General features: G+C 38.0%; 28 protein-coding genes. 10 read left to right on the top strand and 18 right to left on the bottom strand.

Features of this window, described 5'->3' with window-relative positions:
* Positions 1–58: 58 nt before the first annotated feature.
* On the bottom strand, positions 59–673 hold the full coding sequence (locus C1634_RS22770) for a flavin reductase family protein (RefSeq protein ID WP_103235226.1): 615 nt from the start codon (positions 671–673) through the stop codon (positions 59–61).
* A gap of 33 nt (positions 674–706) precedes the next feature.
* Positions 707–1,471, bottom strand: coding sequence for a hypothetical protein (locus tag C1634_RS22765; protein ID WP_103235225.1), 765 nt, complete (start codon positions 1,469–1,471; stop codon positions 707–709).
* A 161-nt stretch (positions 1,472–1,632) separates the two neighbouring features.
* Here C1634_RS22765 and C1634_RS22760 point away from each other — a divergent pair, with 161 nt between their 5' ends.
* Together C1634_RS22760 and uraH are read left to right on the top strand one after the other, a co-directional pair.
* Positions 1,633–2,202, top strand: coding sequence for a Crp/Fnr family transcriptional regulator (locus C1634_RS22760; protein WP_109739175.1), 570 nt, complete (start codon positions 1,633–1,635; stop codon positions 2,200–2,202).
* Positions 2,203–2,357: 155 nt separating this feature from the next.
* Positions 2,358–2,765 carry a hydroxyisourate hydrolase gene (uraH, locus tag C1634_RS22755; RefSeq protein WP_103235224.1) on the top strand — a complete coding sequence of 136 codons (408 nt, stop codon included), beginning with the start codon at positions 2,358–2,360 and terminating at the stop codon, positions 2,763–2,765.
* 298 nt (positions 2,766–3,063) lie between these two features.
* Here the strand turns inward: uraH and C1634_RS26445 are convergent, their stop codons facing one another.
* The 5 genes from C1634_RS26445 to C1634_RS22735 all read right to left on the bottom strand — a co-directional run bounded on the left by C1634_RS26445 (position 3,064) and on the right by C1634_RS22735 (position 7,208).
* Positions 3,064–3,195: a hypothetical protein gene (locus tag C1634_RS26445; RefSeq protein WP_262509924.1), complete on the bottom strand. Its 132-nt coding sequence runs from the start codon at positions 3,193–3,195 to the stop codon at positions 3,064–3,066.
* A 152-nt stretch (positions 3,196–3,347) separates the two neighbouring features.
* The gene (locus tag C1634_RS22750) at positions 3,348–4,349 is read right to left on the bottom strand and encodes an NADP-dependent oxidoreductase (RefSeq protein WP_109739174.1); all 1,002 of its coding nucleotides are present in this window, start codon (positions 4,347–4,349) and stop codon (positions 3,348–3,350) included.
* An 85-nt stretch (positions 4,350–4,434) separates the two neighbouring features.
* Positions 4,435–5,202: an SDR family oxidoreductase gene (locus tag C1634_RS22745; protein ID WP_103233063.1), complete on the bottom strand. Its 768-nt coding sequence runs from the start codon at positions 5,200–5,202 to the stop codon at positions 4,435–4,437.
* 55 nt (positions 5,203–5,257) lie between these two features.
* Positions 5,258–5,983 (bottom strand): SDR family oxidoreductase, encoded by a 726-nt coding sequence (locus C1634_RS22740; protein ID WP_103233064.1) that lies wholly within the window; start codon positions 5,981–5,983, stop codon positions 5,258–5,260.
* A gap of 136 nt (positions 5,984–6,119) precedes the next feature.
* A complete protein-coding gene (locus C1634_RS22735; protein WP_109739173.1) occupies positions 6,120–7,208 on the bottom strand; it encodes an alkene reductase in 1,089 nt (362 codons plus the stop codon).
* A 97-nt stretch (positions 7,209–7,305) separates the two neighbouring features.
* Between C1634_RS22735 and C1634_RS22730 the strand changes: the two genes are divergently transcribed.
* Complete coding sequence (locus C1634_RS22730) at positions 7,306–7,719, top strand: winged helix-turn-helix transcriptional regulator (RefSeq protein ID WP_103233066.1); 414 nt, start codon at positions 7,306–7,308, stop codon at positions 7,717–7,719.
* Between the two features lie 456 nt (positions 7,720–8,175).
* Here C1634_RS22730 and C1634_RS22725 read toward each other — a convergent pair whose 3' ends face one another.
* Together C1634_RS22725 and C1634_RS22720 are read right to left on the bottom strand one after the other, a co-directional pair.
* Complete coding sequence (locus C1634_RS22725) at positions 8,176–8,817, bottom strand: sensor histidine kinase (RefSeq protein WP_165835384.1); 642 nt, start codon at positions 8,815–8,817, stop codon at positions 8,176–8,178.
* Positions 8,802–9,701, bottom strand: coding sequence for a GAF domain-containing protein (locus C1634_RS22720; RefSeq protein WP_103233068.1), 900 nt, complete (start codon positions 9,699–9,701; stop codon positions 8,802–8,804). The genes C1634_RS22725 and C1634_RS22720 overlap by 16 nt, the downstream gene beginning before the upstream one ends.
* A gap of 157 nt (positions 9,702–9,858) precedes the next feature.
* On the opposite strand from C1634_RS22720, the gene C1634_RS22715 reads away from it, so the two are divergent.
* The 3 genes from C1634_RS22715 (at position 9,859) to C1634_RS22705 (ending at position 12,417) form a co-directional block, all read left to right on the top strand.
* The gene (locus C1634_RS22715; protein WP_103233069.1) at positions 9,859–10,224 is read left to right on the top strand and encodes a response regulator transcription factor; all 366 of its coding nucleotides are present in this window, start codon (positions 9,859–9,861) and stop codon (positions 10,222–10,224) included.
* Positions 10,225–10,528: 304 nt separating this feature from the next.
* Positions 10,529–11,440, top strand: a complete 912-nt coding sequence (locus tag C1634_RS22710) for an alpha/beta hydrolase (RefSeq protein ID WP_103233070.1) — start codon at positions 10,529–10,531, stop codon at positions 11,438–11,440.
* 242 nt (positions 11,441–11,682) lie between these two features.
* Positions 11,683–12,417 carry a helix-turn-helix domain-containing protein gene (locus C1634_RS22705; protein WP_317047508.1) on the top strand — a complete coding sequence of 245 codons (735 nt, stop codon included), beginning with the start codon at positions 11,683–11,685 and terminating at the stop codon, positions 12,415–12,417.
* Positions 12,418–12,525: 108 nt separating this feature from the next.
* On the opposite strand, the gene C1634_RS22700 is transcribed toward C1634_RS22705, so the two are convergent.
* Positions 12,526–12,936, bottom strand: coding sequence for a RidA family protein (locus C1634_RS22700; RefSeq protein WP_109739242.1), 411 nt, complete (start codon positions 12,934–12,936; stop codon positions 12,526–12,528).
* Between the two features lie 112 nt (positions 12,937–13,048).
* Entirely contained in the window at positions 13,049–13,840 is a 792-nt protein-coding gene (locus tag C1634_RS22695) for an alpha/beta hydrolase (RefSeq protein WP_103233071.1), read from the bottom strand.
* A gap of 131 nt (positions 13,841–13,971) precedes the next feature.
* Between C1634_RS22695 and C1634_RS22690 the strand changes: the two genes are divergently transcribed.
* Both C1634_RS22690 and C1634_RS22685 read left to right on the top strand, forming a co-directional pair.
* Positions 13,972–14,541 carry a Crp/Fnr family transcriptional regulator gene (locus C1634_RS22690; protein ID WP_103233072.1) on the top strand — a complete coding sequence of 190 codons (570 nt, stop codon included), beginning with the start codon at positions 13,972–13,974 and terminating at the stop codon, positions 14,539–14,541.
* A 208-nt stretch (positions 14,542–14,749) separates the two neighbouring features.
* The gene (locus tag C1634_RS22685; RefSeq protein WP_103233073.1) at positions 14,750–15,091 is read left to right on the top strand and encodes a DUF2511 domain-containing protein; all 342 of its coding nucleotides are present in this window, start codon (positions 14,750–14,752) and stop codon (positions 15,089–15,091) included.
* Between the two features lie 23 nt (positions 15,092–15,114).
* Here the strand turns inward: C1634_RS22685 and C1634_RS22680 are convergent, their stop codons facing one another.
* From C1634_RS22680 to C1634_RS22655, 6 genes are all read right to left on the bottom strand, one after another.
* On the bottom strand, positions 15,115–16,458 hold the full coding sequence (locus C1634_RS22680; RefSeq protein ID WP_165835382.1) for an exodeoxyribonuclease VII large subunit: 1,344 nt from the start codon (positions 16,456–16,458) through the stop codon (positions 15,115–15,117).
* 540 nt (positions 16,459–16,998) lie between these two features.
* Positions 16,999–18,174, bottom strand: coding sequence for an iron-containing alcohol dehydrogenase (locus C1634_RS22675; protein WP_103233075.1), 1,176 nt, complete (start codon positions 18,172–18,174; stop codon positions 16,999–17,001).
* A gap of 75 nt (positions 18,175–18,249) precedes the next feature.
* On the bottom strand, positions 18,250–19,122 hold the full coding sequence (locus C1634_RS22670; protein WP_109739172.1) for a helix-turn-helix domain-containing protein: 873 nt from the start codon (positions 19,120–19,122) through the stop codon (positions 18,250–18,252).
* A gap of 285 nt (positions 19,123–19,407) precedes the next feature.
* Complete coding sequence (locus tag C1634_RS22665; protein WP_056015164.1) at positions 19,408–19,620, bottom strand: hypothetical protein; 213 nt, start codon at positions 19,618–19,620, stop codon at positions 19,408–19,410.
* 106 nt (positions 19,621–19,726) lie between these two features.
* Entirely contained in the window at positions 19,727–20,338 is a 612-nt protein-coding gene (locus tag C1634_RS22660; RefSeq protein WP_103233078.1) for an alpha-ketoglutarate-dependent dioxygenase AlkB family protein, read from the bottom strand.
* Between the two features lie 96 nt (positions 20,339–20,434).
* Positions 20,435–21,214 carry a LexA family transcriptional regulator gene (locus C1634_RS22655; protein WP_109739171.1) on the bottom strand — a complete coding sequence of 260 codons (780 nt, stop codon included), beginning with the start codon at positions 21,212–21,214 and terminating at the stop codon, positions 20,435–20,437.
* Between the two features lie 61 nt (positions 21,215–21,275).
* Between C1634_RS22655 and dinB the strand changes: the two genes are divergently transcribed.
* Together dinB and C1634_RS22645 are read left to right on the top strand one after the other, a co-directional pair.
* Complete coding sequence (dinB, locus tag C1634_RS22650) at positions 21,276–22,418, top strand: DNA polymerase IV (protein ID WP_109739170.1); 1,143 nt, start codon at positions 21,276–21,278, stop codon at positions 22,416–22,418.
* Positions 22,419–22,427: 9 nt separating this feature from the next.
* Complete coding sequence (locus C1634_RS22645; protein WP_109739169.1) at positions 22,428–25,502, top strand: DNA polymerase III subunit alpha; 3,075 nt, start codon at positions 22,428–22,430, stop codon at positions 25,500–25,502.
* A gap of 46 nt (positions 25,503–25,548) precedes the next feature.
* On the opposite strand, the gene C1634_RS22640 is transcribed toward C1634_RS22645, so the two are convergent.
* Complete coding sequence (locus C1634_RS22640; RefSeq protein WP_103234339.1) at positions 25,549–26,955, bottom strand: MFS transporter; 1,407 nt, start codon at positions 26,953–26,955, stop codon at positions 25,549–25,551.

The raw sequence follows: 26,955 nt of genomic DNA, 5'->3' as shown, positions 1-26,955 counted from the left end.
AATTTCAAAGTTTAGAAGAACAATAATGCATTCAATTGTCTTATTGAGACTGTATTTATCAAGGCTTTGCATATTTCAGCCTTGTAATTAATTGAGTGGTATGATAACCGTCTAAAGAAGAGCCTGTAACGGATCCCGCCTTCTCGATATCCAGAATGCCGCTCTCTTCCCAAATGTCAGATGGGAATTGTAGATGATTAATTTCGCCAATAACCAGAAGCGTATTGTTAGTTTTCACAGAGATAATTTCTCTCAGCTCCAAACCAATCTGAATGTTAGATTCCGATACGAAGGGTGCAGGAAAATTATTTTTGTACTCCATTGTCAAACCTGTGGCGTCAAATTCCGATTCATCTCTTTTATATCTTGCAGAGGTTTGATGCGCTTGTTCAAAAATATCTTTGTTGACATGATTAATTGTGTAATAAGACGTCTGCCTAATATTTTCAATGGTATGTTTCTCAACAGAATCAGGACGTGAGACAAAGCCCATCAAAGGAGGATTGGCTCCGATGTGTACCACGGAATTAAATATCGCTAAGTTGGTTTGATCCTGCCTGTTTACGGTTCCAATCAAATTAAGACTTTTAAAACCGCTTAATGAATTGATCAGTGCGATTCTTTTTCTATCTTCCAAAGTTTCAATCTGATTATTATCCAAATGAGTTAACATTAATACGATTTTATTAAAATTAAAATTTATGATTTAAACTACTGTTTTATTAGTAAACATTTTAACGACAGCATTTAACGAGAGAAATACCGCAGTAGCTAAAGCAAAATAATAAACACTATCATTAAAATTTTTGTTGGCTGCTGCAATTGCAATCAATGCCCACACGGCAACCATAGCGAAAGAAATCATATTCCGTTTCCAAATCATATAAAGGTGAATAAGTGCTGCCACGACAAACATTACAACTGTCCAGATGGTTTCAGGAATTCCAAATCCTGACCATTCTATCTTTTTCAGATATGCTGCAACGTCCGCAATTAAAGCTACGGAAATCCAGCCAGAGTAGATGTAAAATGGCAGGCGGAGAAATAATATTGTCTGAAGGTCTCCGGCTTCGATCGTTCTTTTGTTATTTAAAATAATTTTCATCAAAGAGATAAAGAGGACAACCATAATCGGAATGGTAAGAAATGTATATTCATAAAGCCACGTTGCAATCCAGAGACAATTGGAGACACAGGAAACCACAAACCACCAACCGGTGTTTCTTATCACCTTTTCTTTGGTATCGTTCTTTTTGGCAAACGAACCATAGTAAATTACAAAGCCGAAAAGTAACAGATAAATAAGCCCCCAAATGGAAAAAGCATATCCCGCAGGTGTAAATAAATTTTGGAATTTTCCAGAAATACTTGCCATTGTTTCATTATTAAAAAATCCTGTATTGGAAAGGTAATTGACTAAGATTGTGACGGCTAATGCGGCCATATTTAAAATTTGGAAAGCTTTTACCATAATTGATCTTTTAAGAGGTTAATGAGATTTTTCACCGGTTAAGTTAATTAAATTTCCTCAATGCAGAAATATCAAATAGAGAATTATGGACTCATGTACAATTTGATTCTGATCTAATGACAGTATAAAAAATGTAACTTTAAAAAAAAATTAAAATCTGAATGTATTCGATTCTTGAAAAATTCATCGCAAGTAAAGGCCATATTTCTACAGCCAAAATGGAACTTATCAAATCCTGTTTTAAATTAATGAAAACGAAGCGAAACGAAATCCTGATTCAGTATGATGAGGTATGCAAATATTATTATTTTATCAACAGTGGCTGTATCAGACTTTTCACCACTACAAAAGATGGACTGGACAATTCCCGCTATTTTGCCTTTGAAGGAAATTTCGCCACCGCATTGCCCAGTTTTATAGACCAAAAACCTGCTGAAGAGTATGTGCAAACTATTGAAAAATCAGAACTGCTCTGTATCTCCAGAAAGGATTTTTATAATCTTGTAGAGACCATACCTGAGTTTTCAAAAATATACACGGAGATTCTGGAACTTGGATTTATAACAGCTCAGAAAAGAATCTACGGATTTCAGGGCTTTGATGCAATGGAAAAGGTGAAATGGCTGATGGAATATCAACCGCAACTTTTACTTCGGGTATCCAACAGGATGGTTGCATCTTACCTTGGTATGTCACCTTCAACGCTGAGCAGAGTCAGATCAAAGTTGTAATAAACATTGACGTAGAACAACGTTTTTGATTTTAATACCATCTAACTTTGCATAGAATTATGAGAGCTCCCTTTTATCAGATTGAGTTCAAATAATTTTTTTAGAAGCCACAGAAATTATTCACCTTAACTAAATAAATTTAAAAATATATAGAAATGAAATCTTTTATCAATACTCTACTACTTACGCTTTTCTCCATCAGCATCGCCGCACAGAACAAAGATTTTCAGCTTTCCACACATATTCTGGACGTGTCAAAAGGTCTTCCCGCTCCAGACGTCAAGATAAGACTGGAAAAATTCAATGATCAATCAAAAGCCTGGACTTACGTAGACGAAAAATTAACAGATGCCAACGGTCGAATTCCGAATTTTCTTCCGTCATCTTTTTCAAATAAAGGAATCTATAAGTTGATATATCTAACCAACGATTATTTCAAAAAAAGTAAAACAGACAGCTTTTACACATTTATCGAAGTGGTTTTTGAAATCAAGGATGAGAATCATTATCACGTTCCTATTACTCTTTCACCGTTTGGCTATTCGACTTACAGAGGTAGTTAATGCTTGACAACTAAATAATGATGACTACAATTTGTATATAATCATCGACCGTTCGTAAAAAAAATCGAGGTTTTGCATTTTGTTTTTCTGCTTCATCTGATTTTTGCCAATTTTCAAATTAAGCAGAGTAACGGATAAATTTTAGCATCAATAACACCAAATTTGTATCTCCACTACAAAATCGGTAACACAGCATTACCCTTAACCGTTTTATCCGCCGGAACTTCTTCCTGCAATACATCCCAGTGTTCAACAAATTTTCCATCTTTCTGAAAATATCTACAGCAATATAATTTTTTTAAAACCATTTGGAGAATCTCCCTTGCACCATTACGATATCATCATTTTCTGCGACGGTCGTGATTTTATATTTAAAATCAGGCGGTAAAGTAGCAATCAATTGTCTTAATCCTTCAGTTCCGTTTGGCATTAACTGGTTATGCTGAATATAATCCCTGCTGAAATACTAGTCGAGTGCATCGATATTTATATTGCCAAATATTGCTGTACGATTTATAATACCAAATCTTTATTTGTCATTATGATGAATTAAATTATTTTATTTTTAAAATGTTATTTAGTTTATTTTATTCGAACTACTACTTTTCCTTTTGCTCTGCCACTGTTCACATAATCCATTGCATCGTTCATTTCATTAAAGCTATATACCTTATCTAAAACAGGTTTTACAGCACCAGATTCTACCAATTTGGTAATCTTAGTTAATTGATCTCCATTCGCTTTCATAAATAGAAAAGAATAGCTCACGCCTAATCTTTCAGCCTGTTTACGTACTTTTTTACTGATAAGACCGAATACTAATTTTAAAAACCAACTTAATCCCATTTCTTTAGCAAAATCAGGTTCTGGCGGACCGGAAATGGAAACCGCTTTACCACCACGTTTTAGAATACGCAGGGATTTTTCCAGTGTTTTTGTATCCTGACTGTTGAGCACCAAATCATAATCTTTCAGCTCATTTTCAAAATCCTGGGTTTTGTAATCAATGGCTACATCAGCGCCAAGATTTTTGACCAAATCAAAATTGCCTTTACTGGTAGTTGTTGCAACGGTGGCACCAAGATGTTTAGCCAGCTGAATCGCAATCGTACCAACCCCACCGGAACCGGCTTGGATAAAAACTTTCTGTCCTTTTTTCAAATGAGCTTTTTCCACGAAAGCCTGCCATACCGTGAGTGCTACCAATGGAAGGGAAGCCGCTTCATCCATTGAAATATTACTCGGTTTTAATGCGACATATCTTTCATCAACCGAAATAAACTCCGCAAAACCACCAATATGATAATCCACCGGACGGCTGTAGACCTCATCGCCAACTTTGAATCGTTTTACATTAGAGCCAACCTGTGTTACAACTCCTGCCACATCGTGCCCTAAAATTAAAGGCATTTTGTACTTCAGCATCATTTTAAACTCACCACTTTTAATTTTGGCATCGAGCTGATTGATACTGGCCGAATGGATTTCAATTAAAACTTCATTTGGTTTTACTACAGGTTTGGCAATCTCGCTTAACTTCAAAGGTTCTGTTTTGCTATAGCGGTTGATGGTATATGCTTTCATTATTTTATATTTTTTTTTAAAATTTAAACTAGTTTTATGAAGGCTAATTTACGAGTAATGCCTTCCGGATGTTATTGTTTATCAATTAAGGAAGCAATGTTCTATCTGCCTTCTTTTTATTTACCAATCCGTATGCGAACTTCGGAAATAGCCTGTTCATAAGATAAACTGCTTTGCTGTCACCAACACGGATGATTAAAACATCTTTTTTAATTCCATCGAGCAAGCCGTTGACTAATGCCTGCGGGCTGATTTTTTTATCGTCCCTGTCTGCGACCATATCCGTATCTACCAAAGGTGGCAGCAGTTCAAAAACTTTTACGCTGCTGTCGAGAACCTGCAAATGTTTTCGAAGTGAAATGGTGTAGAATGCCAATGCCACTTTGGATGATGAATACGTTGCTTCCATTGCAGATGGTATCATACTCAGAATAGAAGTTGTGTGAATGATGGCTGCTTCCGGTCTGCTTTTCAACATATCCATAAACAGATTATTTAATCTGATGACACCGAAATAATTGACCTCCATTTCATACACCGCTCCTTCCAGATGTTTTTTGTTGGGAATACCCAGATTAATCGGTGGAACACCTACACCAGCGTTATGGTATAAAATATCGATACCGCCCAAAGCATTTACTTGCTGGAAAAGTGCTTCCGCATCGGTTTCATTGGCAGCATCACTTTGTATCGCAGTAACCTCAGGATAGCATTTTGATACTTCATCCAATTTTGTTTTATTTCTTCCTGTGATAATTACTTTTGCGCCGGCAGCTAAAAACTGTTTGGCAGCCTCCAGTCCGATTCCGGATGCGCCTCCGGTTATGAGGATGGTTTTGTTCTGAATATTCATTTTTGGTATATTTAAAAGCTTAAAAAAAGAAAAATATTCCCGGCTGATCCTATGTTTACTGCGCCAGTTTAGCCATTGCTTCGCCAATCGCCGCTGCATATTTTTTGGTTTCGCCTACCGGAATATCAAACTGATCTTTTTCTAATCCGAGGAAAAGTTCATCCGCCACTTCTGATGCCTGGATACCATTGGCTCCGCCAATTTCAGCAGAAAATTCCGTATTAACAGTCGGTGGATATACTTCATATATCTGAACATTTTTCTGCTCTTCATAGGTATAACGCAGAGCTACGGTATAACTGTGCAAAGCAGCTTTTGTCGCACAATAGGTAGGTAAGAATTTGTGACTTCCATATACCGCAATCGATGAAATATTAACGACTGCCGCAGCTTTTTTCTGTAATAAGTGTGGCAACATCAACTCCGTAAAATGAATAATGGCGATGTAGTTAACATTCATCTCAATCTGTGCCTTTTCGTGGGCATTGGTTGTTTCGCTTAATAGATAAGCAAAAGCTGCACCTGCATTATTGATAATGATATTCACATCAGGATGGTTATTTTTCAATTCTTCAGCGATGCGTATTCTGTCTGAATCTATTGCAAAATCTCCCTGAATTCCGATGGCTCCCGGCAGTTCTTTTAAAGCACTTTGTAAACGCTCTTCGTTACGCCCGTTAATGATAATTTTATTGCCTTCTTCGGTTAGCTTTTTAGCGATGGCTAGACCAATCCCGGCACTTCCGCCGGTGATAAATACTGTATTTCCTGCTGTTTGCATTGTATTGTTATTTTTAAAATTCAATTAAGTTATAGATAGATAAGTATTTTAACCCCACGGTTTCAGAACGATTTTAACGCTTGTTTTTCTGCTTTCTAATCCGTTTATTTAAAATCTTACCACTCTCATATTTTTTTTAGCTAATAGTTGGATAATCTGTATAGCCTTTTTCACCCGGAGTGTAAAAAGTATCCTGGTCTGGCGCATTCAAAGGCGCATTATTTTTAAACCGTTCCACCAAATCCGGATTGGCGATAAACGGAACGCCGAAAGACACCAAATCTGCATCGCCATCGGCAATCACCTTACTAGCGGTTTCTTTATTAAAACCACGGTTGATAATGATGGTTCCAATATATATTTTGCGAAAATGTTTAGCTACTTCCTGAATGGCCTGCGGGATATTAGAAACATCAGTAAATGGCTCTATCAAATGAATATAGGCCAAATCATAACTGTTCAAACGGGTAACGATGTAATCATACAGTTCAATGGTTTCGTCATCTACCAAAATACCCATAATGCCGTTGAGTGAAGGATTTAGGCGAACACCTACTTTCTTTAAATCGGCAACTTCTTTAATTGCATCTAAAATTTCAAATAAAATACGGGCTCGGTTCTCCACGTTTCCACCATATTCGTCTGTTCGTAGATTGCTGTTTTTGCTGAAAAACTGTTGAAGCAAATAACCATTGGCGCCGTGAAGTTCTACCCCATCAAAACCGGCTTCGAAAGCATTTGAAGCTGCATTTTTAAAGTCTTCTACAGTTTGTCTGATATCCTGAATGGTCATAGGCTGAGGCGCTTCAGACGGTTTGAATCCCTCGGGTGTAAAAACCTGCTGCTCGGGATTCACATCCGATGGTGCAAGTGGTTTTTTGCCATCGTGTAAATCGGGATGCGAATAGGCACCGGTGTGCCAAAGCTGTGCAAAGATTTTTCCATCTTTATTGTGAACAGCCTCGGTAACCAATCTCCAACCATCCAGTTGTGCTTGAGCGTAAATTCCGGGAACATTTATAAAGCCTACTGCCTCTTTACTGATGTAAGTACCTTCTGTTATAATGAGGCCTGCCGATGCACGTTGCTCATAATATTTGGCGATCATACCGGTAGCTGCATTCTTTTCGTTATCTGCCCTCGCTCTTGTCATTGGTGCCATTACTATTCGGTTGCTGACTGATGCTCCGTTAAGATTGTAAGGCTGAAAAATTGTTTTTTCCATTATATATTAATTTAATTTCGTAATTTTGCTTTCAAATTGCAAGTACAAAGTTATATAATTACTTTTAAATTGCAAGTAAAAATTTAAAATATTTTTTATGTCAGAAAATAAGAAGCGCTCTGACTGTCCTGTAAGTCAGTCGTTGGACATTTGGGGAGACAAATGGTCGTTGTTGATTGTAAGAGACTTGATGTTTGCAGGACAATGTACCTATGGCGATTTTCAGAAATCGGAAGAAAAAATAGCGAGTAATATATTGGCTTCACGACTACAGATGCTGGAAGATAACGGAATCATCATCAAAGGTTCACATCCGGAAAGCAAAGTCAAGTTTTTATATAAACTTACTGCAAAGGGCATCGATCTTTTGCCCCTGATGATTGAAATAAATATGTGGGCAGAAAAGTATTGTGACATTTCTTCCGAACGAAAGGAATTGCTCCAAGAGGTGAAAAAGGATAAAGAAGTTTTTATCGTAAGGTTGTCAAAGAAACTTAAAAGTTTGATGTGAAAGAACCATTAGATCTAATCTTGTCATATTAAAAAAGTGCGACGGATCTAATAGGAACGCCGACGATTCCTATCAAATGATAAGTTGCTCAGCAAAAACAATATTTTTACTCAAGCTATAAATATTCTTAGTACGCTGTCAGACTCAAAGGTTGAAAATTTGATATCTACTTTCTCTTCGTCCGTCAATGGCTCCGTTATGCATACATAAATCGGCCCGAAAAGTGGAAATACATCTTCTGCAAGACCTAAAGCATTCATTTAAACTAATGAATTTGCATTTCTGCCGTGATTCTTTTTTTTAGCTCGAACTACCTAGATCTCGTAAAATGAAGTCCTAAAAAAATAGATCATTGTTTTTATGAAAGGAATGATTATTACATCAATATCTAGCGGTTTCCTACTATTAATCATATTATTAGAAATAATAGCAGAATCTTAAAATTTACTATAGCAATCAAGAGATCGCAACAGGTAATCTGAACCAAAATGTACTACCACTACCTTCTGTACTTTCCATACCGATTTGTCCATGATGTCTTTCGATGATTTCCTTGCAAATGTATAAGCCCATTCCAAATCCTTTGGTATTTTTCATTGCATCGCTTTCAACCCTGTAAAAGCGATCGAAAATAAATGGATGATCTTTCGCCGGAATACCCATACCCTGATCCTTTACAGAAAAATAAGCAAAACCATCCTTTGTGAAACAGTTTACCGTTATGCAGGTATCGTAAAGTGAGTATTTCACAGCATTATTGATAAAATTGGTCATTACCTGCTCAATCTTACTTCGATCCGCTTCGACAACTGCAATTTCTGCAGGTGCGAAAATTAATCTATGTGAAGTAATCATTGTCATACATTCCTGTTCCGTTCTCTTCACGAGATCGGCCATATCAAAATGAGATTTCTTAAGGTTTATTTTTCCTTCACCGAGACGTGCCGCATCCAGAAATCCACTGATCAAATTTTCCATCCGTTGGACCTGATTATCTATTTTAGACATTTTGTCCGCTAAACCATTATCATTGTCCTTTTTTGCTGCTCTGTTCAGCAGATGGACATAGGCCTTGATGGCTGTTAAAGGATTACGCAATTCATGGCTGACCAATTACCCTGCCGGTTACTGATCAACAAAATATGATCAAATACCGGATCGCCGGTAGTAATAGCCACAGAGATAGGATGTTCTTCCGGAGGCAGGGTTGATCCGTCGGTTCGCCTATTATTCCATTCCGGAGAGACATTGGATAAAGTCAGCATAGTGGTTTCATCCAGCTTGAAAATTTCCCGGTTGTGTTTGTTGGTGTAGACGATATTTCCTGCAGCATCGGTAATACCAATTCCCTCTCCTACAATATCAAGTATATTCTGGATCTTATCTTTACTTTCTGTTAGGTCCGTAATGGCTTTCTTTAAGCTTGCTTCGGTTGCCTTTAATTTCTTATTACTTTCAAGCAGCTCCTTATTCGCTAAGATGAGGTCTCTGTTATTTTTTCTCAACAGCAATTTATCAATAACCTGAACAGCAACGGTTTGAAGTGCCTCCTGCTGAGCTTTGGTTAAAATTTTAGGCTTTTGATCGATCACACAAAGAGACCCCAGAGCAAAACCATCTTTATCCAAAAGTGGCATTCCTGCGTAAAATCGGATGTCAGGACTTCCTGTGACCAAAGGATTATCTGCAAAGCGAATATCATTTTGTGCATCTTCTATCTGCATCAATTGGTCCGGATCAATTATAGCGTGTGAACAAAAAGAATGACACCTGTCGGTTTGTCTGGAGTCCAGACCATGGTGAGATTTAAACCACTGTCTGTCTTTATCTACAAAGCTTATCAGAGATATTGGGGTATCGCAGATCGCTGCGGCCAGTGCTGTAAGATCATCAAAATCTTTTTCTATATCTGTATCGAGAATATCATAAGAGTACAAAGCTTCCAGTCTCTTTTGTTCATTCATAGAATTATAATCGGCCATAGTTAATTTGCGAAATTATCTAAATTAGGTTTGCAAAGGTACTTAATCTTAAGATTAATCTTACATCAACGATTCTTTTTCATTTTATTATGATATTGCACAGTATTTGAATAGCACAGATAAGTGGTAATGTTTTTTTTTAACCTAACGAAAAAGTATGAAGACAGTCTGTATCCTGGAGGACAATGAGAACATAAAGGAAGTATTGGAAATATTGCTTGAAAGTGAAAATTATCAAGTGGAGAGCTGCACGAATGTAAGCGATTTTTACAGTAAGACAAAAGCTTTGCGCACGGATCTTTTTATACTTGATGTAATGTTACCGGATGGTTCGGGGATCGATGTCTGTAATTTCTTACGAAAAACAACCGAATTCTCAAAAACTCCTATTATTATGATGAGTGCCAATACGGACGCAATTAAAACCAATAAGAGTTGCAGACCAAATGCATTTATCAGTAAACCTTTCGATCTGGATATGGTACTTGAAAAGGTTGCAGCTTTGATGGGTGGCCATTCTTGATAAGGAAGTGCTTTGTATTAAATTGCTAAACCTGACTTTAATTTCAATTATAAAATTCCCGATTAACGTTCTATAAAAGTAGCTCAATTGGTAATTCTTATACTCCAATTTTCTGATAAGCCTCATTTCAAACGAGAGGCTGAGACGATAATTTTTGAAGTATACTCAACAGTTGTTGACATTTCTCTAGGCAGTTAAGCTGAATACCTCTTTCACTAAACTAAGCTCCGATTTGGAAACATATATCCGCAATCTGGAAACAGCCTTGCCATTACCTTTGTCATAAGAATTTAAATAAAGAAAAATGCAGAAATCAATCAAATTCAAAAATAGAAGCTGGGAAATTGCAGCACATCTCAATTTGCCGGAGAACTTTGATGAAAATCAAAAATACAGCGCCATCATTTGTGTCCATCCGGGAAGCAGTGTCAAGGAACAAACTGCTGGTCAATATGCTGAAAAACTTACTGGAGAAGGATTTATCACCCTTGCATTCGATGCTTCTTTTCAGGGAGAAAGCGGTGGAGAACCAAGATTCCTGGAAGATCCGGCAACCAGAGTTGAAGACATAAAATGTGCAGTAGATCATCTTACAACATTCGATTTTGTAGATAATGAAAAGATCGGTATTTTAGGAATCTGTGCGGGCGGTGCATATTCAGCTAATGCCGCTTTGACAGAAAGACGAATCAAAGCCGTCGCCACAGTTTCCGCATCTAATTTTTGCAGGGCTTACAGAGAAAGCCTGAATCCGATCCAGATCCTGGAAGCTGTGGGTAAGCAGCGTACAGCCGAAGCCAATGGCGCTGAACCGTTGATCGTCAACTGGACTCCAAACTCTTCAGAAGAAGCGAAGGAACAAGGAATAGATGAAATGGATCTTTTGGAATGTATCGATTATTACAGAACACCTCGTGGAAATCATCCGAGATCGTCCAATCAACTTCTTTTTACAAGTTTTGGGAATACGGTCAATTTCGATGCTTTCCATTTGGCAGATCAGCTGTTGACACAGCCATTATTGATCATTGTCGGAGATAAGGTCGGAGCCTTTGGTTCCTACAGAGATGGATTTGAACTTTATAATAAGGCAGCATCAAAAAATAAAAATATCTATGTTGTTAAAGGCGCCAGTCATTATGACCTATATGATCAGCCTAAAGCAACTTATGAAGCTTTATTACAATTAATTCCATTCTTTAAAAAGAATCTATGATCTAAATTTTAGGAAGACAAGATCGTTACGGTTGGGCCTTCCTTATATTTGTATAAATAAAAAGAATGCATACCATTGATTCAATATTGCAATTCCACCGTCTGCTGTCGTTGCCTGATCCGCTTCATCCGCTTGTCAGCATTATCGATCTTGAAGATATCCGGATTCAAAAAGACTCAATTTGAGAGAAATTCTCCGCTGATTTTTACAGCATATCCTTAAAAAAAGATGTCAAGGCTAAAATGAGATACGGACAAAACCGGTATGATTTTGATAAAGGCGTCCTGAGCTTCACTGCACCTAAACAAGTTCAAATCCTTGAATTATCCAATACAAATTCAGATAACAACGTCGCAGGAACTGGTTACGCTCTGTTCTTTCATTCTGATTTTCTGGGAAAACATACCGTTGCTTCAACCATCAAAACCTATGGCTTCTTCTCCTATGCTACCAATGAAGCATTGCATCTTTCAGAAACAGAAGAGAATAATATTCTTGAGATATTTCTAAAAGTTGAACAGGAATATCAGCATATCGACAAACATACCCAGGAGATCATCGTCGCCCAAATAGATCTGCTGCTGAGTTATTGCAACCGTTTCTATGAAAGGCAGTTCATAACAAGAAAACCAGCGAATAGTGAACTTCTGATCAAAATGGAAAATTTACTGGACAATTATTTTAATGATGAAGAAAGCTTTAAAGCAGGTCTTCCCACCGTCGAATATTTTGCCGCCCAACTCAACCTGTCTACCCATTACCTTAGTGATATGCTGCGCACTCTTACCGGACTAAGTACACAGCAGCACATTCAAAACAGACTGATCGAGAAAGCAAAGCTGTTCTTATCAACGACAGATCTTTCTGTGGCTGAGATCGCTTACAGTTTAGGATTTGAATATCCACAGTCGTTTAATAAACTATTCAAAAAAAGAACTGAAATATCCCCCTTGGAATTCAGAAAACAATTCAGATAATTGATGTTTTTATCACAAAGTTTTCATTTTGAGATTAACGACATTTGTTTACAAGAGAATGCAACGATCCGATATTTAAAGCCGTAATGAGCAAATCAACATTTTTCTTTACAACGTTTTAAACGCAACAGCATCAACCTCAATGAGCATTCCGTCCAACGCCAACTTCGGGACCGGAATCAAGGTACTTGCCGGAAATTGGTTTTTATCCCACACCTTGTGCATTTCTTCTGTCCATATTTTAAGTTTCTCCTGATCATGATCAACGATCAATATGGTGATTTTAAGAACATCATCAGTCGTCAGACCTGATTCTTTAAGAACAATGTTCAGGTTTTGCAGGGCCCCTTTGACCTGCATCCTAAAATCTTTTGAAAGTTTGTGTTCTAAACCTTCTCCACCACTTTGTCCCGAGATAAATACATAACTTCCTTTACCGGAAGCAGTCGCAGAATGTGAAAATGCAAATGGCGTGGGATCGAAAAGCCCTTTAGGAGTTTTATATTGGATGTTTGACATATCTTTTTGATCAGGGATTAGAGTAATTTCAGTTTTAGAACAACCTGTAAACAATAAAATGAAAAATGTAGAGATCAGAAAATTCTTTTTCTTATCTGTAAAGTATTTAAAATCAATCATGGTTAGTTAAGAATTGTTTGATTTGAAAAATTTGAGTAACAGCAGCCTTGAACCAATAGGCTGCATCGTGAGCACCGGGACGTTCTTCATAAATGTGAGGAATATTCAATTTGATCAATTGCTCGTGAAATTTTCTGTTTTGTGCAATCAAGGGGTCGTCCGTTCCACAACTGATCAGGATTTTTTGTCGGCTGTCTTTAAGCTTGCCTATCTGCGAGATGGCTGTGTAAGAAGTCCATTTTTCAGGATTTTCTCCTAATAATTTTGGAACGCCATATTCCTTTCCAAAAGGAACGAAATCAATGACGCCGCATAAGCTTCCGATAGCACTGAAAGTATTCTGATGTCTTGCACCAATATACAGAGCGCCATGTCCACCCATACTCCACCCCATCAAAGCGGATTCCGATTGGTCAGAATTATATTTTTTTTGAATAAAGCCTGTCAGTTCTTTGGCAATAAATGTCTCATACTTCAAATTGGGACTGTCTATGTACCAGCTGTCATAATTTCCGTCGGGTAGAACGAAGATCATCTGCATTTCTTCACTGACCTTTGCTAAGGACGGAATATCCTGTGCTAATGTTCTTTTGGGATAGCCACTATATCCGTGGAGTATATAAACCGTTGGCAGTTTCTCATTCTTTTCGTTTATGGGATGTACCACAAGGGTTTTAATTTCCTTCTTCATAGAGGCACTATAAATATTCAGTGAGTCGACTTTTTGAGAAAACATTTCTGTTCCAATGCAGGTAACGACCAATGCAAATAATGATTTTATCATTGTAATTGATTTTTGTAGGAGCAAAGTTAAAAGTCAGGATCCTCAAAAATCTTTACATATGTTGAGGGAATGAGAAAATATTTCAATTCCAGAAAATTTAGATATTTGTATTTTTACTTTATTTTTAAACTATGGTAGCATTTTGGGAATTTATGGACCGCTATTCCTTAATCTCTGAGGAATCTAAAAAGGCTTGGTCTGCCTTGTTGAAAACGTCCAAAATAGCCAAGGGAACTCATTTTTTGGAACAGGGTGCAGTTCCGAAGGACATCAGCTTTGTAGTTAAAGGATTGCTTTCGTACTATTACCTTAATGAAAAAGGTGAAAAAATAATTAAAAGATTTTTTTCAGAAAATTCCCTTGTTGCTTCTACAAGCGCATTGTTAAAGCAGGAATCTGGATTTTTCTCCATTGAAGCCTTGGAGGATACGGAAGTCATCAGCTATGCTTTCAGTGATTTCAGAAAGCTGACCACAAAGTATAATGATGTCGCTAATTTCTACATCAGTTATCTGGAACGCCATTGGGTCATTGAAAAAGAATTTGCCGAGATCACGCTGAAATCCGATACCGCCAAACAAAGATATTTAGAGTTGGAAAAACATTATCCTGAACTGATGTCCCGATTGAAACTTCATCAGATAGCCTCTTATCTGGCAGTTACTCCTACTCAGTTGAGTAGAATCAGAGCAGAACTCTAATTGTGAGAATATCTAAAAGATCATCAGAAAGGAAAATTCTCACCGAGTAGCCTAATCTGAAAAATGCATGCTTAATAATTTAAGTTTTCTCGGAAAATAATAAATATAATTCAAATCCCGATCTATATCGGAATCTTTTCGTTTTACGGAAATCCGTAAAAAGTTAGTCGGTAGGATCGCTACTTTTGCCGATAACCAATTTTTAGCTATGAAAAATATTTGTCTATTCTCAGTCTTACTTTTAATTTTATCTTGCAGTGCGCCTTCGGCAAGAAACACCCTCAAGTTTACCAAACAGGAATACATCGGTGAATGGCCTTTTTCCGTCAATGAGATCGAGGTGTATTGTTCCGGTTATAAAGAGATCTATGGCAAAACAAGCAATGGGAAGGTGTATGCTCTCAATGGATCAGCGAAAGGAGCATCTTATAAGGATCCAGCCATCAGCGATGTTGAAGAGATCTGGCTGGATGACCCAAAATGGGCTGGGCTGAAAATCTCTTATGGTGATTTTATAACGCAGGGACTGACGATCTGTGAGAACAAATAAGATCGTGGCTACTAAGATATTCCTTAAAGAACTTTTGCCAGTACAAAGCCGATGACCAGCGCCAAAACAAAGGCAATGATAATCTTCACATAATCAGTTTTATTGCTCTCAACTTCCTGATTCAGTCTGATATTATCCTGAGTAAGTGTTTCCAGATTGGCCTTTAAAGAAGCGGTCTTTTCATTGATGGCGGACTGTACATTCTTTTCATGCAGGACCGCAATCTCTTTTTTGTAGCTCTCCATTTCTGTCTGTCGTTGTTTCTGCTGCTCCTGAAAATTCTTCTGAAGATCTTCCACCTGTTTTGTAGAAGATACTTGTAGCTTTTGGAATTCTTCATTTCGGACTTTAAGCTGGTCAGCATAGGTCTTATTATGGGCTTCACTCTGCTCTTTGTATGTTTTCTGGGCTTCTGCAAATTCCTCATTCTTCCTCTTCATTTGTTTTTCTAAAGATTCTACCTGCTCCGAAAACTGCTTGGTGACATCTTTTTTGACCTCATCGATGAGAAGAGCCCTAGAATTGGATCGTTCGTGGGATAATTTTTCAGCAATGGCATGCAATCCAGCACCATAATCGTGTGGCAGGTGAAAACGCTTGTCAGCCAGCTTATCCAATAAGGTCTCATCTACCGTATGACCGATGGCCGTCACAGTAACCATGTTCATCTTGATGAATAACTCAGATAAGGTTAAATCATTAAATGTTTCCATACTCTGCCTGTCGCCTCCTCCCCTGACCAAAGCAACAATGTCATAATCCGGACCTGAAACTTCGTTCAGTTTTGAAATGATCGCTGTCGAAGAGGTAATATTACAGCTGTGATCTGAAATATCAAAATACTTTGAAGAAACATCCAATCCTTCAAAAAAGTCCTTTTGCACAATCGCATTGTTTCCATAAATGTTAGCGACCCTGACCTTTTCATCTTTCAGCATCTTATCCCTGATAAGGGTCTCAAGGTCTTTTGATCCTGTCTCCAGTTTTTTCTGGATCAGCCCATACCTTTCCAGTTCTTCTTCGGAGATGGATCTTTCTTCCTGCTGAACGATCTCATCAACCACAAAGCGCAGTTCAATCGAAGAATTTTTAATGCTTTTCTCAATAAAGCCTCTGAGTGTGTAGACCTCATTATTGGTGATCTTGCTCCTGAGCAACGAAGAAATACGAATACCTATCGAAGTATGATCACCTTCTGAGAACAGAAGATCATAATAATAGTTTCCATAGGATTTACCGCCACCATACGCATACCTTCCTTTAAGATAGATGAGATTTACCGTAGCATTGAGCTTCAGGGCATTGCTAAAAATCCCAATGACTGAGGCTGGTGAATAGATCGGATATGTTACATCTTGATTGTCCATGTGATTGACTGTCTTTTTAAAAAGCATTCCAAAGATATTGTTAATTGAACTAAAATAAAACAGCGTTCTTAATAATATCTTGGCGTAGTAAGTGTTGAAATAACATATCTATATACCAATCCTTAAAAAAAGAATAAACAATATAACTTCACATATTTTATTGCAGCAATTAAGATATTAGGTTGCTATAGAACAAAATATCCCATATTTTAAATGATGAGTTACAAAAAAAAAATTAATTCATCAGAGAATAAAATGCACGAACTTGGAAATTTAACAATATTAGCATTTTAGTAAACAAACACAAATATTTAAAGCCATTTGCCGTAATATTTTGTTTTTTTGCATTCATAGTAGAAGAGAAACCCATTGAAGGGCGAACATTGCAAGTGCAGTACTTGCTGTTTTTTCGTGATTTTCATAATTAAATATTATCACAGAACTAACCTTAATGGTTCACGGTACTCAATAAACAAGCTTAAGAAAAACCCTTAAACTAGTTTAAGGGTTTATAAAAATTGGATTGTTTATTTATTTGAGTTACAAAGCTGCATTTAAAACTTTGTCCTCGGAATAAACAAGACCTTCATAACAAGCGTTGTAAATGTTCTTTAACTCTTCAACGGTTGGTTTTCTAGGGTTGAATCCTGTACAAGGGTCTAAAAATGCATTGTTTGCCATAAAGTCCAGATTTTTATCCCAGTCTTCACGAGAGATCCCGAATTCTTTGATCGCAGATTGGTTGTTAACTTCAGATCTCAAAGTTTCAATAGCCTGAGCCAATTCTTCAGTGGTTTCTTTACCGATCACTTTTGCCAGATCCGGAAAACGACTGCTTTCTTTTTCATTAAATCGAATTACATTAGGTAAGAAAATAGCATTACAAGCACCGTGAGGAACGCCAAACAAAGCACCAACCTGATGAGATAATGAATGTACAATTCCCAACCACGCATTGTTGAAAGCAAGACCTCCCATAAATGAAGCATCATGCATATTCTGACGGGCTGTGATATTATTTGGATTTTGAACCGCTTCCTTCAGATTATCAAAAACGATTTTTAAACCACCTTTGGAAAGTGCATCTGCAAAATTATTGTCGATGTTAGAAACATAAGCTTCGACGCAATGTGTCAAAGCATCCAATCCAGTGTTTGAGGTAACGTGAGCCGGCATCGATGCACAGATCTCGCCGTCGATAATTGCCACATCAGGAGTCAATTCATAAGAAACGATTGGATATTTTACACCTTTTTCACGGTCTGTGATTACGGCAAGACCTGTAGTTTCAGTTCCTGTTCCGCTGGTTGATGGGATGGCAATGAATTTCGCTTTTTGTCTTAAAGTTGGAACACTGAAAGGTTTGATCATCGCTTCGAAATCAGCATCCGGATATTCGTAGAAAACCCACATCATTTTAGCCGCATCGATTGCTGAGCAGCCACCGATCCCTACGATCCAGTCAGGCTGAAATTCCTTCATCAATTCTGCACCTTTGAAACAAGTTTCTGATGACGGATCTTCTTCTACTCCTTCATAGATCTTGGTTTCTATTCCCGCTTCATTCAGATAAGCGACTGCTTTATCTAAAGTCCCGCTTTTTTTCATCGAGCTTCCTCCAGTCACCAAAACTGCTTTTTTACCTTTGATATTTTTTAATTCTTCAAGACTTCCCGCTCCGTGGAATACTTCTCCTGCAACAAATAACTTGCTCATTCTGTATTATATTTTACGTTAAAATTATAGTACAAAGGTAGGTCAGGTAGAAAGCGAAGTGTTATACAATTGGGTTTATCTGTTATAAATTTGAGCCAGTTCCTCCTGAAGTTCCGTTGGCGTTTCTTTTAGTTTGGTTTTTACGAATTTATTGAGTGCAGAAGGCGAACTGAATCCCAGTTCCATCGATATCTGCTTATGAGAAAGGTCAGAAAACAACAACAGTCTTTTGATTTCCTGTAGAATACGGTTGTGAATTGCATTGATAGCAGTCTCGTCACAATGCTTCTTCGTAATATTGTTCAGTTTTTTGGTAGTGATTGCTAGCTTAGATGCGTAATACTGAACGGTACGCTCATTTTTGTAACGCTCATTCAGCATTTTTTTGAAACGAATGTAGAGCGTTTTATCTGTTTCGTGCTGTAAAACAGGATGCTGACCGTGAACCAGCTCAATCAATCCCAAAAGGAAGATCTTGATATAAAAACGCGCCTGCTCTTTTCGGACAAGACTTGGGTTAAGATATACGTTCTCAATATCAATCGCGAGCTTTTTTGACTGTTCAAATTCTGAAGGTGATAAAAAGACACAATTGAGATGAGTAGCAAGATCAATATTATAGGAAAGAAGTTCGTTTTTAAGAATGTCAGAACAGAATAGTACTTCCTCAAACAAAATGATCTTTCCCGAAACGTCGGAAGATGTACTTGTAACAGAAGAAATCTGTTCAGGAAAAATAATTGATATTTTGCCTGAACTAAGTTTAAATTTTTGGTCCTCGATCTGAATCTCTATTTCTCCTGATTCTAACATCAGAATGCAAAAGTGATCTTTTTTATGAGGCAAAAGGTAATTCTCGAGACTTGACAAGCTCAGGTCGAATGCGCGAAAAGAAAGATTTTGATCTTCCGGTTTTTGAATATTCTTTTTTATTTCTAAACGTTTCAAATTGTTATTTTTCTAAGTGACCATTGATTGATCAAGTTAACTTTACCAACTATATTCTTCCGTATTTTACTTAAAAATCTGATGTGATCCCTAAGTAGGAAGCGATCTGTATGTTTGGCAGTCTATTAATTAACTATGGGAAATCCCTTTGAAAATTAACATATCTTTCCTCGGCAGCATCAGTGATACTTTGCAATATACGATCCTGAAAATTAATAAATTTCCTTTCGTTGATAATTTTAAATTTCCTGTCAAATTTATGATAATTGATATAAATAAAGCAGATCATAGATTTCCATTATTCTGAAAGGCACTGAGGCTTGCAATTTTATTATCGTTCATATTATAAACGATCTCAACGGAAAAACTTGACATTTCATATAGAACAAACTTTAATCCATCCTTATGGGTTTCATTGATGATCCGTCCTTCCTTCACAACCATTTCATATTGAGATTGATTGGTCATATTTTTAAAATCGTAGTACGAAATAGGCATATTGCTTAATTTTTATTATAATGTTGTAGTTCAGTAATGATTGGCTTCATTAGTTATTTTGATCCTTGAAATAAAAATTTAAAGTTGTGGTAATTAAACAAATTTATCATCCACGTATCAGCCGAAATGTAAGATTAATTCTTTCTTTCATAGGTATCGTTGATTTGGCGATCCGGTGTTCCCAGTTCTCCTGAAGGTCTCCTTTCATGATGAGTAGTGAGCCATTGGGAAGTGGCAGACTGTATTTGCTTTGATGATGGTCTTTTTTTCTGAAATCAAAATTCCTGGTTTGCCCAAGACTGATGGACGCAATCACATGACGCTTTCCATACCTGCTTTCCTTATCCCGGTGCCATGCAACTGAGTCATTGTTGTCTCTGTAAAGGTTGAGCAGCACACCGTTGAACTGGTAACCGAACTCTTTTTCAATTCTTTCTTTCAGAGAAAACAATTCTGGAGTCCAGGAGTTAGTATTTGATGTATTGCTATCAGCTGATTCGTAGGACTGCTTGTCATCACCATACCATGCAGTCAGTCGCGGTGTTATAACTGTCTTATCATACATTTTTTGGGTGCGCTGTTCCCACGGCGCTGTTTGAAGCAGATGGTGTTTTAACTGATCCGCCTCTTCACTGCTCAGGAAATTTTCTTTATACTCCAAAAGATCTTTTGGAAACTCGTAAAACTCTTCTGCATCAAATAAACTCAACTGGTTCATGCAATTTCTTTTAACAATTATTTTTAAACCATTCCATTTCTACAGGATATTTTATTTTTCATCATGTCTGTTTTTAACTTCCCTCAGTGAAATTTTTTATAAATTGAATTTTAAAATTCCGTTCTCAAGATTACTGATACTGCGTTTAGCCTCATCGAAAAGATGCTTTAGGTTTTCATGACCAGGCAAATAATAGGGTTTATAATCCTGTGGTAATATTCCTCTAACATAACGCCATATCTGAACGATATTTGTTAAAGGAATATCGTACGAGTTATAGAATGTATTGTCTGCAGCTACGGTCAGCGTCGTTTTATTCCTTTTTACAAATGTTTTGAACGTATAGCCTTCAGACGTAATGAACATATATTCCTTTCCTTTTTTCAGATCGTCCAGCTGTTCAACATATTCACCAATGACGCAAGTCCCATCAGCAAATGGTGGCATCGAGTCCCCCTCCGCCATAAACCCCCTGAATATGCCATGACCTAGGAACGGAAGTTGAATCCTGGGAAGACTTTCGATATATTCCGGATCACTGAATCCGTTCATATAGCCCATTGAAGCTTTCTGGGGAACAATTTCAATATACTTGTTTCCTTCATTGTCTACTACTACCGGCAGCAATATCTTATTCCCGGGCAGGTTGACCATCTTATCCAAAGGATATTTTCTTATATCGACCGTAACCAGCAGATCAATACTGATATTGTAGTATTTAGAGATTCTGACCAACACTTCAATAGGAGGTTCTGCATTTCCGTATTCATATGAAACATATCTTGATCTGGTAAGGATGAGTTCATCTGCCAGCTTATGCTGGGTCAGATTTTTTTGACCTCTCAAAAACACGATGTTATCTGCAAAAATTGACATTGTCATAATTTATGACAACAAATATACAAATTTTGTTTAAAAACGTGACTAAGTTTGTACCATGGAAAGAGCAATTGCACATATGGATCTGGATACGTTTTTTATTTCCTGTGAGCGGCTGAAAAACTCTGTATTGGAGAAACAGCCTGTGATCATTGGAGGCGGAGACCGTGGTGTGGTGGCATCATGCTCTTATGAGGCAAGGGAATTCGGTGTCCGCTCGGCGATGCCTATAAAAATGGCTTTGAGGTTGTGCCCGGAGGGAAGAGTGATCAAAGGGGACATGGAATACTATTCCAATATGTCTCATCTTGTGACCGAGGTTATTCAGGAAAAAGTGCCGGTGCTTGAAAAGGCCAGCATCGATGAATTTTATCTGGATCTTTCCGGAATGGACAAGTTCTTTGGTTGTTATCAGTGGACAAACGAAGTTGCCGATGCTGTGATGAAAAATACAGGTTTGCCAATCAGTTTTGCCCTTTCCACCAATAAGACAGTGTCCAAAATCGGAACCGGCGAATCCAAACCCATTGGAAAACTGGAGGTCAGGGCTGTGGATATCCAACCTTTTTTAAATCCGTTGTCTATCAAAAAGATTCCGATGGTCGGGCCAGAGACCTTTCAACTTTTTTCAAGGTTAGGCGTCAAAACCATAAAAACTTTGTCTGAGATGCCGGTCGATGTACTGCAGGAGCTGGTTGGAAAGAATGGCAGCACGTTATGGAAGAAAGCCCATGGCATCGATGAAACGCCCGTAGTTCCCTATTCCGAAAGAAAATCGATCTCCACAGAAAATACATTTGCTCTGGACACCATTGATATTCAGAACATCAGGAGTGTATTGTCAGGAATGGTTGAAAAGCTATGTTATCAGCTGAGACATGAAAAATGGCTGACCTCAACGGTTTCAGTTAAGATCAGGTATTCAAATTTTGATACGGAGACCAAACAGTGCAGAATTCCCTACACATCGGCTGATCATACTTTACTCAGGTATGTCCTGGAACTATTCAACAAAGTCTATGCACGAAGGATGAGGATCCGTCTGATCGGTGTACGGTTTACCGGTCTGGTCCATGGCCTGCACCAAATGGATCTTTTCGAAGATACGGAAGAACTCATTTCATTATATGAGACAATGGATAAGATCAAAAACCGATTCGGTACCTCAAGTGTTGGCAGAGCATCAGGTCTATTACTTTAATATTTTATTATGTTTCTGAATTGCCATACTTATCACAGTCTGCGTTATGGGACCATTTCTGTTGAAGATCTGGTTCAACTGGCTGTTGACCATAAACTAAAGGTTTTGGCATTGACCGACATCAATACGGTTACGGGTATCTACCAGTTTTATAAGCTTTGTCAGAATGTAGGGATCAAACCCATTGTTGGGATGGATGTTCGGGTGGAGAATGAACAATATTATATATGCCTTGCCAAAAATCCAAAAGGTATTGCAGAGGTTAATCGGCTTTTGACCAATTATAACTGTGAAGGAATTGAGATCGCTAAGACTAATCCTGAGCTGGAAGATAGCTTTGTGATCTATCCCCCCAAGAATATTCCTGAAAAACTTTTAGAACATGAATTTATAGGAATAAGACAGGATGAATTAAATCTGTTGTATGCTCCTGAACTGAAGGCTTTGACCCATAAAATGGTCATCCTGCATCCGATAACCTTTAAGACTGATGAAGAATATGAACTTCATAAAGTTCTGAGGGCAATAGCAGGCAACACTTTATTCACTAAACTCACAGAGGATGATTATTGTAAAAGCAATGAGAACTTTATTGCTAAAAGAGAACTATTAAAGAAGTATTCCCAATATCCGGAGATCATTGAAAACACCAGATATATCGTCGAAGAATGCAGTTTTGATTTTGAGTTTAAAACACCGAAAAATAAAAAATATTTTACAGAAAGCAGAGAGAGTGATTTTGAATTGCTGAAACAATTGGCTTTTGATGGACTGCATACCAAGTATTTTGTTGATGATACACAAGCCAAAGCAAGGGTAGAGAAAGAACTGGCGGTGATTGACCAGTTGAATTTCTGTGGTTATTTTTTAATTACCTGGGATATCATCCAGTACAGCAAAAGTATGGGATTTATGCATGTCGGAAGAGGAAGCGGTGCCAACTCTATTGTCAGCTACTGCATCGGAATCACGGACATATGTCCTCTGGAACTGGATCTCTACTTTGAAAGGTTTCTGAATCTTAACCGAAAAACCCCACCTGACTTTGATATTGACTGGAGCTGGAAGAACCGCGATACTATTTTGGAATATATATTTAGAAAATACGGAAAAGACCATGTGGCCTTTTGCGGGACCAATGTGGAGTTCAAGAGCAGATCAAGATTCAGGGAACTGGGAAAAGTATTCGGACTGCCTAAAGAAGAACTGGATCAGCTCTCTAAAAAACCAAAAGATCAGCATGATCAGAATTCCATCGTTCAGGAAATTTATAGATATGAAAAATTACTGATAGGCTTTCCCAATCAGAGAAGCATGCATTCCTGCGGAATTTTGATCTCTGAAGAACCGATCACGAATTATTCTGCCTTGGAATTTCCTCCAAAAGAGTTCCCTATCGTGCAGTTCGATATGCATACGGCTGAAGATATCGGACTGGAAAAGTTTGACATTCTATCTCAAAGAGGTTTGGGAACCATTAAAGATACAGTCAAACTGATCGAAGAAAAAAGAGGGATCATTGTAGATATTGAGGATACAAGGATCTCAAAAAATGAGGCCAAGTGCAATGAGTATCTGAGTATCGGAAAGACCATAGGCTGTTTTTACATAGAATCTCCCGCAATGCGTGGGTTATTGAGAAGATTGAAATGTGAAGATTATAAAGTATTGGTGGCAGCCTCATCCATTATACGCCCAGGAGTAGCACAGAGCGGAATGATGCGGGAGTATATCTTTCGGCATAACCATCCTGATCAGTTTGAATACTTTCACGAGGTGTTTGAAAAGGAATTAGGCGAGACCTACGGCATCATGGTCTACCAGGAGGATGTGATAAAAATTGCACTTCATTTCGGCGGCGTTTCTGCGGAAAACGGTGATGTATTACGCCGGGCCATGAGTGGAAAAGGCCGTTCATTATCAGCCTTACAGAAATTAAAAGATGATTTTTTTGAATCCTGTAGGAAAAAAGGTCATCCCGAACAATTGTCCCAGGAGGTCTATCGACAGATCGAATCGTTTGCAGGCTATTCTTTTTGTAAAGCCCATTCTGCTTCGTATGCGGTGGAAAGTTATCAGAGTCTTTATTTAAAGGCCTACTACCCCATTGAGTTTATGGTTTCCGCCATCAACAACGGCGGTGGATTTTATCGAACGGAAGTATATGTTCATGGAGCCAAAATGGCTGGAGCGACCATACATAACCCCTGCATCAACCTCAGTGAATTTCAAACGACTGTGTATGGAACAGACCTATATCTGGGTTTTATGCATATCGAAAAACTGGAAGCTGCAATAAAACTATCCATTACGGAAGAAAGAAAAGAAAACGGAGACTACAAATCACTTGAGGATTTTGTTAAAAGAGTACCAATCGGTGCAGAGTCAATACAAATACTCATTTTTATCGGCGCCTTCAGATCTACCGGAAAACAAAAACATGAGCTGTTGATCGAAGCCAGATTCTTGTTGTCTAAAGGACAATATAGAACGAAGGTCATTTCTTTATTTGATGAACCCCGGAAGGATTATCAACTGCCAATAATTCAAAAGAATCAATTCGAAGATGCGTTCGATGAAATTGAGATATTAGGCTTTCCTGTCTCCTATTCTATATTCGATCTGCTGAAAACAAAATACAGAGGTCACGTTTTAGTAAACGACCTGCTAAAATATCATAAGAAGCAGGTCAAGATGCTTGCTTATCTGATCTCGAGAAAGCATGTGCCCATTAAAAAGAAAAATCATCCCGGAAATAAAGATGATATGTATTTCGGAACGTGGATCGATGCAGAAGGGGAATATTTTGATACCGCTCATTTCCCTGACAGCCTGAGAAAGTTCCCCTTTAAAGAAGGCGGTATCTATCTGTTATTGGGGACTGTAGAGATTGACTATCACTTTCCCACCATCACTATCACAAAAATGGCCAAGATGCCACTGACTGCTGATCCACGTTATTTTATGGATCAGGAAAAGTCCCAGGAAATTGAAAGAAGTCTCCGGGAAGATGTGAGTATGACCTCAAGGAAACCTTATCCACAAGAACAGGAGATCGGACTGCCGAGAAGCAAGATGAAGTAATCAAGGAGACAAGCAGGAGATATTTATATGTTTATTTATCGCTCTTTTATGATTGATCAGTTGATCGTTTAACCTGGATCAACATCACTGAAATAGATGCCAGTAAAAATAAGGTACCGGCCATTGTGATAGCATTTGAAGGATCACTTCCCAGAAAATTTTTATAAATAAAACCAAATGAAACCGTCTGTATTAACATCGGAATAACGATCATCATATTGATGACCCCCATATATACCCCTCTTTTTTCCGCAGGAATGGATGGCGAAACCATTGAATATGGCAGTCCCATCATAGCGGCCCATCCAATTCCAAAAAGGACCATCGGCAGCAATATTAAATATTCATTGTGGATGAATGGTAAGATCAGTAAAGAAATGCCTGTCGCCGAAAGACAAAAAACATAGACATTTTTTGAGGAATATTTTAGTGCAAAAGGAATGAGCATCAATGCTGATATCATGGTGATGAAATTATAGAAACCATTCATCAATCCGGTTTGTCCGACTGCCGTCTCTACCAGATTCAGTATGTTCTTAGCCCAGGACATATCACTCTGTGACACTGAAAGTCCATTTTTTGAAAGTTCAATGAAATGATTGGCCTTTTGCTCATCACTTTCAGAAACATGATACAGAGTCTGTTTGATCATCGGGGTTACAAACTGCCAGTAACAGAAAAGCGCATACCATTGAAACAGATACACCAGTGCCAACTGCCAGAGTATTTTGGGCATTTTGATGATCGCAGTAAAAATATCCACAAACGGTGTGAAAACCGTATCATTTTCTTTTTCTGCTTTTAGCTTGATCAGTTCTTCTTCAGTCGGAGGAATTTCCGGGGTCTTATACACCGACCATACCACGGATGCGATCGAACAGAAAGAGCCTAAGAAAAACGAATAATAGACCCATGCAGGTATCCCACCGGATTCTGAACTTCCTCCAAAGTACTTTTGAAAAGCAAACAGAGAGAGATTGGCCAGCGTAATTCCACCACCGACAAACAGACTCTGCATCTGAAAACCATAGGTTTGCTGCTCCTCGGGAAGTTTATCCCCGATAAAAGCCCGGTAAGGTTCCATGGCTGTATTGTTCGCCGCATCCAGAATCCATAAAAGTCCTACTGCCATCCAGATCGAAGAGCTGAACGGAAATACAAACAAAGCTAAGCTGCAGAATACAGCACCCAGCAGGAAGAACGGTTTCCGCCTTCCCCATTTCACGCTCCAGGTCTTATCACTGATGGCTCCGATGAGTGGTTGAATCAGCAATCCTGTAACCGGACCCGCCAGATTAAGAATGGGCAGCTGATCTGCGTGAGCTCCCAAAAAAGAATACAAAGGATTGACAGCGGTCTGCTGAAGACCAAAACTGTATTGAATACCAAAGAAGCCGACATTCATATTCCAGATCTGCCAAAAACTAAGCTTAGGAATTATTTTTTTATTCAT

Source organism: Chryseobacterium viscerum (genome assembly GCF_002899945.2).
Lineage (GTDB): Bacteria > Bacteroidota > Bacteroidia > Flavobacteriales > Weeksellaceae > Chryseobacterium > Chryseobacterium viscerum.
This window is presented reverse-complemented; position numbering and strand designations above follow the sequence as displayed.